The sequence below is a fragment of the Actinoplanes sp. NPDC051537 genome, from assembly GCF_055586105.1.
The window spans coordinates 1-12,587 of the sequence record NZ_JBVJIU010000010.1 but is presented as its reverse complement, the minus strand read 5'-3'; the positions used below and the strand labels follow the sequence as shown (position 1 = coordinate 12,587).

Genomic DNA, 12,587 nt, shown 5'->3' with positions numbered 1-12,587 from the left:
GATGCCGCCGAGCCGGCCCCGCTCAGCTCAGTTGCCGAGCAGGTTGCCGAGCAGGCCGCCGCCCTGGCCCGCCTGCTGGCCGCCACCGGCGCCGGCCAGACCGCCCGGCGGCTCCTCGGACGGCTGCACGACCACGAAACCCTGGCCGGCGAAGCTCATCGTGAACCGCTCGCCGGTGGTGCGGCCCATCAGCGTGCCCAGGCCCATCTGCTCGGCCCGGTGGTAGCCGGTCTGCAGGTTGGCCGACCAGCAGATGGCGGCCTGCGGGTCGACATAGGTGGGCTGGTCGACGGACAGCACGACCGGGCTGCCCTTCGTGGTGACGGCGATCCGCCCGTACCCGCTGAAGACGCAGTTGAAGAGCCCGGCGTTGGACATCATCCCGGCCCCGCCGACCATCTTGATGTCGTACGACAGGGTCGAGTCGAAGGCCAGCACGTTCGCCCCGTTGATCGAGAGGGCGTCACCCTGCTCGAGGTCGATCAGGTGGATGTCGGCGGCGCGGTCGGCGAGGAAGACGTCGCCCTGCCCGCGGACCCGCATCAGCGGCACGCCCTCACCGGTCAGCTTCTGCTTGAGAAACTTGCCGATGCCGCCGGAGCCGAGCGCCTCGAACTGCACGTTGCCCTGGTACGCGACCATCGAGCCGACCCGGGCCATGAAGTCGCCGTTCAGCTCGGCCTTGAGCAGCTTCGAATTCTGCAACCGCAAACCGGGCTGGGCCGACTCCTTCTCGAGGTTCTCGGCCGAAAAGAGCTCGCTGCGCATGAACGCTGTCCTCCTGATTGAGATGTGCCACCAGGGTAGGGGCCGCCGCCAACAATCAACCCCAACCGAGCTCGTGCAGGCGGTGGTCGTCGATCCCGAAATGGTGGGCGATCTCGTGGACGACGGTGATCGCGACCTCGTCGATCACGTCCGTCTCGGAGTCGCAGACGAGCAGCGTGGGCAGGCGGTAGATGGTGATGCGGTCGGGCAGCACGCCGGCGTAGTCCCACCCGCGGTCGGTCAGCGCCGTGCCCTCATAGAGCCCGAGCAGGTCGTCGCTGCCGTCGGGCGGACGGTCCTCGACCATGAAGACGACGTTGTTCATCATCGACAGCAGCTCGACCGGAACCTCGTCGAGCGCCTCACCGACTAGTTCCTCGAAGCGTTCGCGACCCATCTCGACCGGCACGCGACCATTGTGCGCCATGCCGCCGGGCACGCCGGTGCGTCAGGGATCCGACAACGGACCCTGACGCATCGGCGTTTCGCGGGTCAGGCCAGCGGGTCAGGCCAGCGGGTCAGGCCAGCGTGGCCGTCAAAGTGATCTCGGCGCCGGGCGAGAGCAGCCGGGAGATCGGGCAGTTCTCCTTGGCGCCCTGGGCGATCTTCTGGAACGTGCCCTCGTCGATGCCGGGGACGTTGCCCACGGTCTCGAGGTCGATGCGGGTCACGCCGAAGCCGGCGTCGCCCTTGTCGAGGTGGACCTTGGCGACGGTCTCGACCGAGGTCGGCGTGAAGCCGGCGTCGGCGAGGCCCTTCGAGAACGCCATCGAGAAGCAGCCGGAGTGGGCGGCCGCGATCAGCTCCTCCGGGTTCGTCCCCTCGCCCTCCTCGAAGCGCGACTTGAACGAGTAGTTCCCCTGGTAACCGCCCTTACCGGTCTTCATCGTGCCGGAACCCTCGGTGAGGTTCCCTTCCCAGCGGGCCGTGGCAGTGCGAATAGGCATATCCGAACGCTAGTCCATGGGACGGCCGCTGGCCGGGCGACCGGGCAGGGGTCATCATGGGTCACATGCCCCCCGAGCGTGATCCGATCGATCTCGGCCTGCCGCCCGCCGGCGAGGTCGTCGAGTTCGGCGGCGACAAGCCCGCGCCCCGGCGACGGTGGAACGTGTCCGGCCTCGGCCGGTCCCTCGCCACCGACCGGCGCATGGTCCCGCTGGCCGCGGTGCTGGCCGCGGTCGCCGGCCTCGCCTCGCTGATCTCCGAGTGGCAGGTGACCACGGTCGACCCCGTGGTGTTCGGCGGCAACGTCGCCGCCAAGCCCATCGCCACCGACATCACCGACCTCGGCGCGCTCGGCACCGGCTATCTGGTCGGGTTGTTCCCGCTGGTGGCCGCCGTCGTGCTGACCCTCTTCGGTCCGCCGGCCGGGCGGCGGTGGGTGCGGCTGATCGGCCTGAGCATCGGCGGCACCGTGCTCGCGATCCTCTTCGCGACGGCGGCCTCGCTCGGTGACCAGAGCCGGCCGGTGCCCGATCTCTACACCCTTCAGTTCGATCAAGACCAGGTCAAATGGTCGTACGGGCGGGGGCTGTGGTGCGCCGTGGTGGCGGTGGCCCTGGCCATGGTCGCCCTCTACCTCGCCGACCGGCACCGGCCCCGGCCCCGGCCCGCGCGACCGGTGGTCGCGACCGACGACGAGGCCGCGTGGTCGTGGCGGCGTCCGCCGGCCCCGCGCGAGGAACCCCCGGCCGACCAGCCCCTGGAGCTGACCGTCGGCCCGGCCAAGCCGTTCACCTCGCTCGGCGACGACCGGGACAAGCCCACCCGGTCGTGACGACAGGGCATATCCGGGTGCTGATCGGATGTCCGCGCCGGTAGGCTCGGCAATCGTGATTGACCTGCGCCTGCTCCGCGAGGACCCCGAGCCGATCCGCGCCAGCCAGCGACTGCGCGGCGAGCCCACCGAGTTGGTGGACGCGCTGCTGCGCGCCGACGAGGAGCGCCGGGCCGCGACCCAGCGGTTCGAGTCCCTCCGGGCCGAGCAGAACTCGTTGAGCAAGCGCATCCCCAAGGCCTCGCCCGACGAGCGCGCGGGGCTGCTGGTCCGCACCAAGGAGCTGGCGGCCGAGGTCAAGGCGGCCGAGGCGGAGGCCGGCGCGGCCAACGAGGCGCTGCGCGCCGCCCATCTCGCGGTGCCCAACGTCGTGCAGGACGGCGTGCCGGCCGGCGGCGAGGACGACTTCGTCGTGCTGCGCGAGGTCGGCGACCGCCCCGAGATCGACAACCCGAAGGACCACCTCGAGATCGGCGAGGGGCTGCGGGCGATCGACACCGAGCGCGGCGCCAAGGTGTCGGGCTCGCGCTTCTACTTCCTGACCGGCGTCGGCGCGCTGCTGCAGCTCGGCCTGCTCCAGATGGCCATCGCCCAGGCGGTCGAGCACGGCTTCACCCCGTCGATCACGCCGAGCCTGGTCAAGCCCGAGTCGATGGAGGGCACCGGCTTCCTCGGCGCCCATGCCAGCGAGGTCTACCGTCTCGAGGCCGATGACCTCTATCTGGTCGGCACCTCGGAGGTCCCGCTCGCGGCCTACCACTCGAACGAGATCATCGATCTCGAGGGCGGTCCGGAGCGCTTCGCCGGTTGGTCGTCGTGCTATCGGCGCGAGGCCGGGTCGTACGGCAAGGACGTGCGCGGCATCCTGCGGGTGCACCAGTTCGACAAGGTCGAGATGTTCTCGTTCTGCCGGCCGGACCAGGCCGCCGACGAGCACCGTCGCCTCCTCGCCATGGAGGAGGAGATGCTGGCCAAGGTCGAGATCCCGTACCGGGTGATCGACGTGGCGGCCGGCGACCTCGGGTCGAGCGCGTCGCGGAAGTACGACTGCGAGGCCTGGGTGCCGTCGCAGGGCCGCTACCGCGAGGTCACCTCGACGTCGAACTGCACCACGTTCCAGGCCCGCCGGCTCAACATCCGCTACCGGGACGCGGACGGCAAGCCGCAGACCGCCGCGACGCTGAACGGCACGCTCGCCACCACCCGCTGGCTGATTCCGATCCTGGAGAACCACCAGCAGCCGGACGGCTCGGTGCGCGTGCCGAAGGCTCTTCAGCCATACCTCGGCGGCCGCGACGTCCTCGAGCCCCCATCCAACCGCCCCGCCCGCCACCCAAAAACGGACTGAAGGCGTCCCGCTACGGGCAATACATCTGCCCGCTACCAAAAGTCATAGCCGCAGGTAGTGGGGCAGGTGTACCGTTTTCCTTCCGCCCTCCGCGGGGGTAAGCCCCACCCTCGGAGGTATCGATGGTCAAGCCTGGACTGCCCAAGCTGATCGCGACGGATCTCGACGGCACACTGGTGCACAGCGATGACACCGTGTCCGCGTACACCCACGAGGTTCTCGATCGCGTCCGGGCCGCCGGCATCCGGATCGTGGGGGCGACCGGGCGCGGACCGCGCCTCACGTCGCTCACCCGCAACGACATCCGGGCCGCCGACTTCCTGGTTCTGGCGCACGGCGGCTGGGTTCTCGACCAGGCGGAGTCGGCCTATCTGCAGCGCCTGCGGCTGGCCGGTCCGGTCGTCGCCGACGTGCTGGCGCGGATCGAGGCCGAGGTGGGCCGGCTGTCGGTGATGATCGAGGCCCTCGAGCACGACGAGTCACCGCTGTGGGGCGACTACGACCCGACCTGGCGCTACCCGGTGGTGGTCGAGGAGCGGCCGCGCGCCGACTGCCTCACCGGCGACGTGATCAAGGCGTTCGTCCGCTCGTTCGACCATCACGTCGACGAGCTGCTCGACGTGGCCCGGCGGATCGTGCCGACCGACGTGGCATCGGTCACCCAGGCCGGCCTGGACTACGTGGAGATCACTCCGGCGAATGCCAACAAAGGCGCCGGCCTCGCGGTGGTCGCCGAGGCGGTCGGCGTCGACCCGCAGGACGTGCTGGTCTTCGGCGACATGCCCAATGACCTGCCGATGTTCGCCTGGGCCGGGTGGAGCCGGGTGGCCGTCGCGAACGCGCATCCGGCGCTCATGGCGGTCGCCGACGAGGTGACCCTCTCCAACGACGAGGACGGGGTGGCGGTCTATCTGGACAAGTTACTGTCGAGGTGATGCACCCCTATCGCCTCGTCGCCTCCGACATCGACGGCACCCTGATCCGTGACGACGGGACGCTGAGCAGGCGCACCCTCGACGTCATCCACGCCCTGCCGGTCCCGCTGGTGCTGGTGACCGGGCGGCCGCTGCGCTGGCTGCGGCAGCTCTACGACCAGATGCCCGAGCCGATGCCGGCGGTGTGCGCGAACGGCGCCGTGGTGTACGACCCCGCCACCGATCAGATCCTGCGCGCCGAGCCGCTCGCGGTCGACATCCTGCTCGACGTGAGCAAGCGGCTGCGCGAGGCCATCCCGGACATTGCTCTCGCCGTCGAGGTCGAGGGCGGGCGGAGGTTCTGGTACGAGGAGGCGTGGCCGGTGCGCTGGGCGGAGGAGCACGACAACGTACGCGTGCTCGCCACCCCGGAGGAGCTGCTCTCAGCGCCGGCCGTCAAGCTGCTGGCCCGCTCGGCGTCGCACGAGCCGGACGCGTTCTGCGAGCTGGTGAGCGGCATGCTGGCCGGGGTGGCCGAGACGACGCACTCGTCGCGCAGCGCGCTCGTGGAGATCTCCGCGAGCGGCGTGACCAAGGCGGCCGGGCTCGCCTGGCTGTGCGAGCAGGAGGGCATCCGGGCGAGCGAGGTCATCGCCTTCGGTGACATGCCGAACGACCTGCCGCTGCTCGTCTGGGCCGGCCACTCGGTGGCGATGGGCAACGCCCACCCCGCCGTCCGCGACGTGGCCGATGAGGTCGGGCGGACGAACGAGGAGGACGGCGTCGCGGTCTATCTGGAAGGCGTCTTCGGCCTCTAGAGGTACTGGCCGGTGCGGCCCTCGGGCCCGCCCTGCGGGCCGGGCGGGGTGCCGGGCATGCCCGGCATGCCGCCGGGACCCATCGGCAGGGCCGGCCGGCTGCCGCCGCCGCGCATCTGCTCGAGCTGGAGCCGGGCCGCCATCTGCTGCGCGACCAGCGCGGCCTGGATGCCGTGGAAGAGGCCCTCGAGCCACCCGACCAGCTGAGCCTGCGCGATGCGCAGCTCGGACTCGCTCGGCGGGGTGTCGCCCTCGAACGGCAGCGACAGGCGCTCGAGCTCCTCACGCAGCTCGGGGGCGAGGCCGTCCTCGAGCTCGGTGATCGACCGCTGGTGGATCTCCCGCAGCCGGCCGCGGCTCGCCTCGTCGAGCGGGGCGGCCCGGACCTCCTCGAGGAGCTGCTTGATCATGCTGCCGATCCGCATGACCTTGGCCGGCTGCTCGATCAGGTTGCCGGGCTCCTCGGGACTGAGCGTGCCGTCGGGCTCGACCGTGCCCATCGGACGCCCGTCGGGCCCGACCACGATGACGGAGCCGTCCTGCTGCTTCTCATCGGTGCGGTTGTCGTCGGTCATGCGGTCCATCTTCGCGCACCGGCGCTCACCGGCGTAGCTCGGCCACCGCGCATTTGACGCTGCCGCCGCCGCGCTTGAGCTCGGTGAGCTCCACATGCACCGGGACATAGCCCGCGGCCCGCACCTTTTCGCCCATGGCGGTGGCCTCGGTGTTGAGAATCACGTAGCGGCCGTCGCTGACCAGGTTGAGCCCGAAGGCCTCGGCGTCGGCCCGGTCGGCGATGACCGCCTCCGGGAAGAGCTGGGCCAGCACCCGCCGCGAGGACGGCGAGAACGCCTCCGGGTAGTAGGTGACGTTGTGGTCGTCGAGCACGGCCAGGGCGGTGTCGAGGTGGTAGAAGGCCGGGTCGACGAGGCGGAGCGAAACGACCGGGCGGCCGAGCACCTCCTGCGCCTCGGCGTGCGCGGCCGGCTCGGTGCGGAAGCCGTAGCCGGCGAGGATCACGCCACCGTGCGCGCCCGGCAGGTACGTGAAATCGCCCTCGCCCTCGTTGACGTGCTCGGGGTCGACGAACGACCAGTCCGCGTAGAAGCCGCGATGGGCCACGGCCTCGGCCGCCCGCTGCGGGTAGCGGAAGCGCGCGCCGTAGACGGTGCCGTCGACCGAGAAGGCGCCGTTGGCCGCGTAGACCATGTCGGGCAGGCCGGCGACCGGGTCGAGCAGGTGCACGGTGTGGCCGAGGTCGACCAGCGTGGTGCGCAGCAGGTCCCACTGCTTGCCGGCGAGCGCCGCGTCGACCGGGACGGTGGTGTCCATCCAGGGGTTGATCGCGTACTCGACGGTGAAGTGCGCCGGGGGACACATCAGATATGTCCTGACTCGCGGCATGCGCTCCGTGTGGTTCATGAGGTAGAGCGTAGGTAGGCTTCGGTGCACGAAACAGCGAGAAATCTTGTGTGTTGGAGGCGAATCGTTGCAGATGGACGCCGTTGACCAGCGAATCATTGCGTTGCTGGTGGCCGATGCGCGGGCGTCGTACGCGGAGATCGGATCGAAGGTCTCGCTGTCCGCCCCGGCGGTGAAGCGGCGCGTCGACCGGCTTCGATCGAGCGGGGTGATCAAGGGATTCACCGCGGTGATCGATCCGGCCGCCGTCGGCTGGACCACCGAGGCGTTCGTCGAGCTCTACTGCACCGGCCGCACCACCCCGGCCCAGATCACGGTGGCCACCCGGCGGCACCCCGAGGTGGTCGGCGCCTACACGGTCTCGGGCGAGGCGGACGCGATCGTGCACCTGCGGGCGGCCGACATCGGGCACCTCGAGCAGGCCCTCGAGCGGCTGCGCGCCGAGTCGTTCATCACCTCGACGCGCAGCATGATCGTGCTGTCCCGGTTGGTCGAGACCCCGACCGTGGTCCCTGCGCCGCAGTAGGAACCGCGCCCGCCGCCGGGCCGTCCAACCGGCATGCGCCCTCGACTGTGGCTCTGCGCCGTGTTCGCCGTGCTGCCGCTCGCCGGCTGCACCTCCACCGACCCCGGGCCCGATCCGGTCCCGGCCCCCAGCCGTACGACCGCTCCGAAGTTCGATCTGGTCGCGTTCGACTCCTGCGCCCAGCTGCTCAAGGAGCTGAAGGCGGCCGCCCGCAAGTCCTACGCATTGCCCGTTCCCGAGGCGGGCATCGCCGCCGACAAGGCCGACCGGGCGCTCGCCGCCCCGGCGCCGGCCGCCACGCCGTTCTCCGGCACCAACGTCCACGAGCAGGGCGTCGACGAGCCGGACATCGTGAAGACCGACGGTCGGCGGATCGTCACCGTCGCCAACGGCGTCCTGCACGTGATCGACCCGGCCGCCCGCCGCGAGACCGGGCGGCTGTCGCTCGGCAACCCGGGCCAGGCCGACCTGCTGCTCTCCGGCGACCGGGCCCTGGTGTTGATCTCCGGGTACGGCACGATGATCGAGCGGCGCACCCTGATCCCGGCGCAGACCGATGCCGAGGCGGTCCTCGTCGATCTGACCGGCCGGCCTCGGGTGATCAGCCGCTACCGCGCGCCGGGCCGGGTCGTCGACGCCCGCCAGACCGGCAGCGTGGCCCGGGTCGTGCTGAGCAGCCGGCCGCGGTTCACCGCCTCGCCGGACGACTCCTCGCTGGACGCCTGGCTGCCGTCGTGGGCGGTCACCACCGGCGGTGTGACGACCAAGGGCCGTGCCGCCTGCGGTGATGTGAGCCGGCCCGGGTCGTACTCCGGCATGTCGATGCTGAACGTGCTCACCTTCGACCTGAGCGGGCCGGCGCTGACCGACGGCAGCCCGGTGACGGTGGTGGCCGACGGCGACATCGTCTACGGAACGCCGACCAGCCTCTACATCGCCAACGACCAGCGCTGGCGGATCGACTCCTTCCGCGACGGCGAGGCCGGCGGCTCGGGCTCCGAGATCTTCAAGTTCGCGCTGCCGCCGGCCGGCAAGCCGATCCTGGCGGCGACCGGCACCGTGCCCGGCGTGCTGCTCAACCAGTACTCGATGTCCGAATGGGACGGTTGGCTGCGGGTGGCCACGACCGACTTCGCGCAACGATCGTCGGCGGTACGGATCTTCGGGCAGCAGGGCGGCAAGCTCGTCCAGCGGGGCGTCGTGGACGGGCTCGGGAAGGGCGAGCAGATCTACGCCGTCCGCTTCCTCGGCCCGCGCGGCTACGTCGTCACGTTCCGCCAGACCGATCCGCTCTACAGCCTCGACCTCAGCGACCCGGCCCGGCCGCGCGTCACCGGCGATCTGAAGATCAACGGCTATTCCGCGCATCTGCAACAGATCGGGGAAGACCAGGTGGTCGGCATCGGCGAGGAAGCCGACGCGCACGGCGTACGGGAAGGGCTGCAGGTGTCGCTTTTTGATGTTGCCGATCCGGCGCGCCCGACGCGGCTCGCGCAACACGTCGTGCCCGGCGCCGGCTCGGAGGCCGAGTTCGATCCGCACGCCCTGTTGTGGTGGCCGGCGACGCATCTGCTCGTCCTGCCCACCTTCGACCGGGCGCTCGCTCTGCGGATCGAGGGCGGCACCGTGAAGGAGGCCGGTTACCTGCCGGGCGACAACATCCACCGGTCCCTGGTGATCGGGGACCGGCTGTGGACGCTGAGCGACAACGAGCTCGCCGCGGCCGATCTGTCCACGCTGGAACCGATCGGCCGGGTCGCGCTCTCCTAGAGGTACATGCCCGTTCGGTGATCGTCGCCGGGCTGCTTCGCCGGCGTCGGCTTGTCGCCCTCGCCGAAGAAGCGCTTGCCGCCGAACTCGCCGTGCAGCCGGTCGTCGAGCTCGTCGGCGAGGCCGGTCATCACCTGCACGGCCAGCATGAGGTGGGTGGCCTGGAAGTTCCGGCCGAAGACCGGGATCGACGCCCACACCGTGTCCTGCGCGCAGTAGAGGCGGCCGATCGGCATCCGGTTGGTCAGCTCCGAGAGCTTCACGTAGAGCTCCTCGGTCGGCTCGACCTCGGTGAGGATCGGCGAGAAAACATCGACCAAGGGCGGGTTATCCCGTACGCGGACGAAGACCATCGCCGATCCGGCCCGGATGCCGATATCGCCGTCGGTGTCGACCTGCAGCTGGTCGACGGCCGTCTTGGACATCGTGGCGACGACCGTGCGCACCCGCTCCTCGAGCGGCACCGCCGACTCGGCCGCGGTGGCCAGCGCCGCCGTGAGCTCGCCGTCGGCGTCGAGGTCGTCGAGGTCGATGCCGCCCTCGAGGCCCGGCTCGTGCCGGGCGGTGGCCAGCGGCGCCGCCTCGATCGGCTCGTCCTCCTCGTCGTGCACGAGGTAGACCAGGAACGCCGGGTGCGGCGCGCCGTAGACGTCGCGCAGCGTGCGGGAGACGACGGTGGCCAGCTGGTTGGCCCGGTCCTGGCTCGACCGCAGGCCGAACGAGTCGCCGGAGCCGGCCAGCACGCCGGGCGGCGACCAGCCGAGCGCGACCAGCCCCGCGACCGCGGCGCGATCCATCCGGTAGCCCTCCGGCAGCCCCGCGTTGCCGACGGCGAGCGCCTCGACGACGCCGTCGGGCAGCACCCGCAGGCTCACCGAGTAGACCGCGAGGCCGGTGCCCGACGCCGTGGGGTCGAGCGTGATGTCGACGTGCGAACCCGTCGCCAGGCCGGTGAGCAGCGAGGCCAGCGCGCCGGCGAACTCGCGCCAGGCCTCGGTCACCTTGGCCTTCAGATCGGCCGTCGTCGGCTCGTCGAGCAGGATGCTGTTGTCGTTCGACTCGCCTGCGGCGCTGTCTGCCGTCATGATCCGCACCTCCGTTACCGTCACCCTATCGAGAGGGCTCGGGCCAGGAGAGGGCGAGTTCGCTGAGACGATCGGCGACCTCGGCCGGGTCCGCTCCCCGACCCACGGCGAGCCCCATGAGGTACGCCGTGACCGGCGCCGCCGGCCGCACCACGCCACGCGCGACGTCCCGGGCGAGGTCGAGCACCGCGTTGGTCGGCACCTCGGCCGGAGTCAGTCCGAGCTCAGCCCCCGCCGCCGCGACCCAGGCCTCGAGATCGCCCATCTCGCCCGTCATCGCGCCCCGTTCCCGCCGTCTTTCATCGCGCCCGTTCCTCGGCCCTGCGGTGAGTCGCCCGGCTGACCGCTCAGCGCGCCCGTTCGCCGGCCGCGCGGTGAGTCGCCCGGCTGATCGATCATCGCGCCCATTCCTCGGCGGTGCGCAGGTCGTCGTCGGTGTCGCAGTCGAACCACGGCGGCGGGCCCGGGCGTCGCCAGGACACCTCGGCCACCCGCAGGAACTCCATCAGCTCGCGAACCGACGCGCCGTGCAGGTCGCCGCGCTTCTCCTCGAGCCGGCCGACCGCCTCCCGCAACGCCGAGGTGCGCCACACGCCGCAGAGCATCTGCCGGCGGCCTTCCGCGTCCCGGTAGACCGCACCCTGCATCGGGGCGGACTCGGCGGTCAGCCGCAGCACGTCGATCGCCTCACCGGTGAGCAGCGGCAGATCGGCGGCGAGCAGCGCCGTGTAGGTCACGTCGTCGGGGACCAGCGCGAGACCGGCCGAGGTGGCCGCGACCGGGCCACCGCCGGGCGGATCCTCCCGGGTGGAGTGCACCGGAACCGGCAGGTCGGGCGGCACCGGGCCGACCACGATCCGCGGGTCCGCGTCGTGCACCGCGGCCAGCACACGGGTCAGCATGGACTGACCGGCAACGGGCAGCGTCGGCTTGTCCGCGCCGCCCATCCGCCGTGCCGCACCACCGGCCAGCACCACCGCCGCAAATCCCCCCACGTACGTACCGTATCCCGAGCGCGTGTCGAGCGTGACCGCGCGCTCACTTCACGGTCGTGGATCACTATCGGGCGGGCATAGGCTCGCGTCATGGCGCGCACCACCACCCGGCGACCGGTAGTGAAGATCAACCTCGCCGGATCCACGTCCCGGCGGCCCGACGACCTGGCCGCCGAGGAGCCGCTGGAGATCCGCGTGCGCAAGCGTCCGCTGGCCGTGACCATGCGAACCCCCGGCAACGACATCGACCTGGCCATGGGTTTCCTGCTGACCGAGGGCATCATCGCCACGGCCGCCGACGTGGTGACCGCCCAGCTGTGCGCCGGCACCGACACGCCGAACACGTACAACGTGGTCGACGTCGTGCTCGGCCCCGACGTGCCACCGCCCGTGACCGACCCGAGCCGCAACTTCTACACGACGAGCTCCTGCGGGGTATGCGGAAAAGCAAGCATCGACGCCGTACGCACCCGGTCGGCCTACGACGTGTCGGCCGACCCGCTGACCGTCCCCGCCCGCACCCTGGCCGACCTGCCCGACCGCCTGCGCGCCGCCCAGCGCACCTTCGACCGCACCGGCGGCCTGCACGCGGCCGGCTTGTTCACCCCCACCGGCGACCTGCTGGTGCTGCGCGAGGACGTCGGCCGGCACAACGCGGTGGACAAGGTGATCGGCTGGGCCGTCCGCGAGGGTCGCCTCCCGCTGACCGGCCACCTGCTGCTGGTCTCGGGCCGAGCCAGCTTCGAGCTGACCCAGAAGGCATGGATGGCCGGCATCCCCCTGCTGGCCGCCGTCTCGGCCCCCAGCACCCTCGCCGTGGAGCTGGCCGACGAGGCCGGCATGACCGTGGTCGGCTTCCTCCGAGGCGAAACGATGAACGTCTACACCGCCGCCTCCCGAGTAACCGTCTAATCACCTCCATTCCGGCCGCCTCACGCAGCGCGAAGCCGGGCGGCGCCGCGGGGGTCGAGCGACGTCGCAAGGCCGAGCAGCGTCGCGGGGCGGCGTCGCGGGGCGGCGTCGCGGGGCGGCGTCGCGGGGCGGCGTCGCGGGGCCGAGCGGGGGGGGGTGGCGCGGTGGGGGTGGGGGGGGGGGGGGGGGGGGGGGGCCCACAGGGCGGGGCGAAAGGGGAGGAGGGGACCGTGGGGGAGGCTGCCCTCT

At 71.5% G+C, this 12,587-nt stretch carries 15 protein-coding genes; 7 read left to right on the top strand and 8 right to left on the bottom strand.

Annotated elements, in window-relative coordinates:
* Positions 1 to 27: 27 nt before the first annotated feature.
* The 3 genes from ACZ6TB_RS24385 to ACZ6TB_RS24375 all read right to left on the bottom strand — a co-directional run bounded on the left by ACZ6TB_RS24385 (position 28) and on the right by ACZ6TB_RS24375 (position 1,715).
* Positions 28 to 768 (bottom strand): AIM24 family protein, encoded by a 741-nt coding sequence (locus tag ACZ6TB_RS24385; RefSeq protein WP_465557281.1) that lies wholly within the window; start codon positions 766 to 768, stop codon positions 28 to 30.
* A gap of 55 nt (positions 769 to 823) precedes the next feature.
* Entirely contained in the window at positions 824 to 1,195 is a 372-nt protein-coding gene (locus ACZ6TB_RS24380; RefSeq protein WP_465557279.1) for a metallopeptidase family protein, read from the bottom strand.
* Positions 1,196 to 1,286: 91 nt separating this feature from the next.
* Complete coding sequence (locus ACZ6TB_RS24375; protein WP_465557278.1) at positions 1,287 to 1,715, bottom strand: OsmC family protein; 429 nt, start codon at positions 1,713 to 1,715, stop codon at positions 1,287 to 1,289.
* Between the two features lie 65 nt (positions 1,716 to 1,780).
* Between ACZ6TB_RS24375 and ACZ6TB_RS24370 the strand changes: the two genes are divergently transcribed.
* The 4 genes from ACZ6TB_RS24370 to ACZ6TB_RS24355 all read left to right on the top strand — a co-directional run bounded on the left by ACZ6TB_RS24370 (position 1,781) and on the right by ACZ6TB_RS24355 (position 5,628).
* Positions 1,781 to 2,548 carry a hypothetical protein gene (locus tag ACZ6TB_RS24370; protein ID WP_465557276.1) on the top strand — a complete coding sequence of 256 codons (768 nt, stop codon included), beginning with the start codon at positions 1,781 to 1,783 and terminating at the stop codon, positions 2,546 to 2,548.
* 55 nt (positions 2,549 to 2,603) lie between these two features.
* Positions 2,604 to 3,896, top strand: a complete 1,293-nt coding sequence (gene serS, locus ACZ6TB_RS24365) for a serine--tRNA ligase (protein WP_465557274.1) — start codon at positions 2,604 to 2,606, stop codon at positions 3,894 to 3,896.
* Positions 3,897 to 4,018: 122 nt separating this feature from the next.
* The gene (locus tag ACZ6TB_RS24360) at positions 4,019 to 4,831 is read left to right on the top strand and encodes an HAD-IIB family hydrolase (RefSeq protein WP_465557272.1); all 813 of its coding nucleotides are present in this window, start codon (positions 4,019 to 4,021) and stop codon (positions 4,829 to 4,831) included.
* Positions 4,831 to 5,628: an HAD family hydrolase gene (locus ACZ6TB_RS24355; protein ID WP_465557270.1), complete on the top strand. Its 798-nt coding sequence runs from the start codon at positions 4,831 to 4,833 to the stop codon at positions 5,626 to 5,628. The genes ACZ6TB_RS24360 and ACZ6TB_RS24355 overlap by 1 nt, the downstream gene beginning before the upstream one ends.
* Here ACZ6TB_RS24355 and ACZ6TB_RS24350 read toward each other — a convergent pair.
* Entirely contained in the window at positions 5,625 to 6,203 is a 579-nt protein-coding gene (locus ACZ6TB_RS24350; protein WP_465557268.1) for a bacterial proteasome activator family protein, read from the bottom strand. The genes ACZ6TB_RS24355 and ACZ6TB_RS24350 overlap by 4 nt on opposite strands.
* Before the next feature lie 25 nt (positions 6,204 to 6,228).
* On the bottom strand, positions 6,229 to 7,050 hold the full coding sequence (gene ddaH / locus ACZ6TB_RS24345; protein WP_465557266.1) for a dimethylargininase: 822 nt from the start codon (positions 7,048 to 7,050) through the stop codon (positions 6,229 to 6,231).
* A gap of 67 nt (positions 7,051 to 7,117) precedes the next feature.
* On the opposite strand from ddaH, the gene ACZ6TB_RS24340 reads away from it, so the two are divergent.
* Both ACZ6TB_RS24340 and ACZ6TB_RS24335 read left to right on the top strand, forming a co-directional pair.
* Complete coding sequence (locus ACZ6TB_RS24340; protein WP_465557264.1) at positions 7,118 to 7,576, top strand: Lrp/AsnC family transcriptional regulator; 459 nt, start codon at positions 7,118 to 7,120, stop codon at positions 7,574 to 7,576.
* A gap of 33 nt (positions 7,577 to 7,609) precedes the next feature.
* Positions 7,610 to 9,346, top strand: a complete 1,737-nt coding sequence (locus ACZ6TB_RS24335) for a beta-propeller domain-containing protein (protein WP_465557262.1) — start codon at positions 7,610 to 7,612, stop codon at positions 9,344 to 9,346.
* Here the strand turns inward: ACZ6TB_RS24335 and ACZ6TB_RS24330 are convergent.
* The 3 genes from ACZ6TB_RS24330 to mobA form a co-directional block, all read right to left on the bottom strand.
* A complete protein-coding gene (locus tag ACZ6TB_RS24330; RefSeq protein ID WP_465557260.1) occupies positions 9,343 to 10,431 on the bottom strand; it encodes a T3SS (YopN, CesT) and YbjN peptide-binding chaperone 1 in 1,089 nt (362 codons plus the stop codon). The two genes, ACZ6TB_RS24335 and ACZ6TB_RS24330, sit on opposite strands and share 4 nt — an antisense overlap.
* Before the next feature lie 25 nt (positions 10,432 to 10,456).
* Positions 10,457 to 10,708 (bottom strand): DUF6457 domain-containing protein, encoded by a 252-nt coding sequence (locus ACZ6TB_RS24325; protein ID WP_465557258.1) that lies wholly within the window; start codon positions 10,706 to 10,708, stop codon positions 10,457 to 10,459.
* Positions 10,709 to 10,826: 118 nt separating this feature from the next.
* A complete protein-coding gene (gene mobA / locus ACZ6TB_RS24320) occupies positions 10,827 to 11,426 on the bottom strand; it encodes a molybdenum cofactor guanylyltransferase (RefSeq protein ID WP_465557256.1) in 600 nt (199 codons plus the stop codon).
* A gap of 90 nt (positions 11,427 to 11,516) precedes the next feature.
* Here mobA and fdhD point away from each other — a divergent pair, with 90 nt between their 5' ends.
* Positions 11,517 to 12,338, top strand: a complete 822-nt coding sequence (fdhD, locus tag ACZ6TB_RS24315; protein WP_465557254.1) for a formate dehydrogenase accessory sulfurtransferase FdhD — start codon at positions 11,517 to 11,519, stop codon at positions 12,336 to 12,338.
* Positions 12,339 to 12,587 lie beyond the last annotated feature (249 nt).

Bases quoted from the DNA above. Each gene is read 5' to 3' on its own strand.
- ACZ6TB_RS24385 (WP_465557281.1), bottom strand. From the start codon at position 768: ATGCGCAGCGAGCTCTTTTCGGCCGAGAACCTCGAGAAGGAGTCGGCC.
- ACZ6TB_RS24380 (WP_465557279.1), bottom strand. From the start codon at position 1,195: ATGGCGCACAATGGTCGCGTGCCGGTCGAGATGGGTCGCGAACGCTTC.
- ACZ6TB_RS24375 (WP_465557278.1), bottom strand. From the start codon at position 1,715: ATGCCTATTCGCACTGCCACGGCCCGCTGGGAAGGGAACCTCACCGAG.
- ACZ6TB_RS24370 (WP_465557276.1), top strand. From the start codon at position 1,781: ATGCCCCCCGAGCGTGATCCGATCGATCTCGGCCTGCCGCCCGCCGGC.
- ACZ6TB_RS24360 (WP_465557272.1), top strand. From the start codon at position 4,019: ATGGTCAAGCCTGGACTGCCCAAGCTGATCGCGACGGATCTCGACGGC.
- ACZ6TB_RS24355 (WP_465557270.1), top strand. From the start codon at position 4,831: ATGCACCCCTATCGCCTCGTCGCCTCCGACATCGACGGCACCCTGATC.
- ACZ6TB_RS24350 (WP_465557268.1), bottom strand. From the start codon at position 6,203: ATGACCGACGACAACCGCACCGATGAGAAGCAGCAGGACGGCTCCGTC.
- ddaH (WP_465557266.1), bottom strand. From the start codon at position 7,050: ATGAACCACACGGAGCGCATGCCGCGAGTCAGGACATATCTGATGTGT.
- ACZ6TB_RS24335 (WP_465557262.1), top strand. From the start codon at position 7,610: ATGCGCCCTCGACTGTGGCTCTGCGCCGTGTTCGCCGTGCTGCCGCTC.
- ACZ6TB_RS24330 (WP_465557260.1), bottom strand. From the start codon at position 10,431: ATGACGGCAGACAGCGCCGCAGGCGAGTCGAACGACAACAGCATCCTG.
- ACZ6TB_RS24325 (WP_465557258.1), bottom strand. From the start codon at position 10,708: ATGACGGGCGAGATGGGCGATCTCGAGGCCTGGGTCGCGGCGGCGGGG.
- fdhD (WP_465557254.1), top strand. From the start codon at position 11,517: ATGGCGCGCACCACCACCCGGCGACCGGTAGTGAAGATCAACCTCGCC.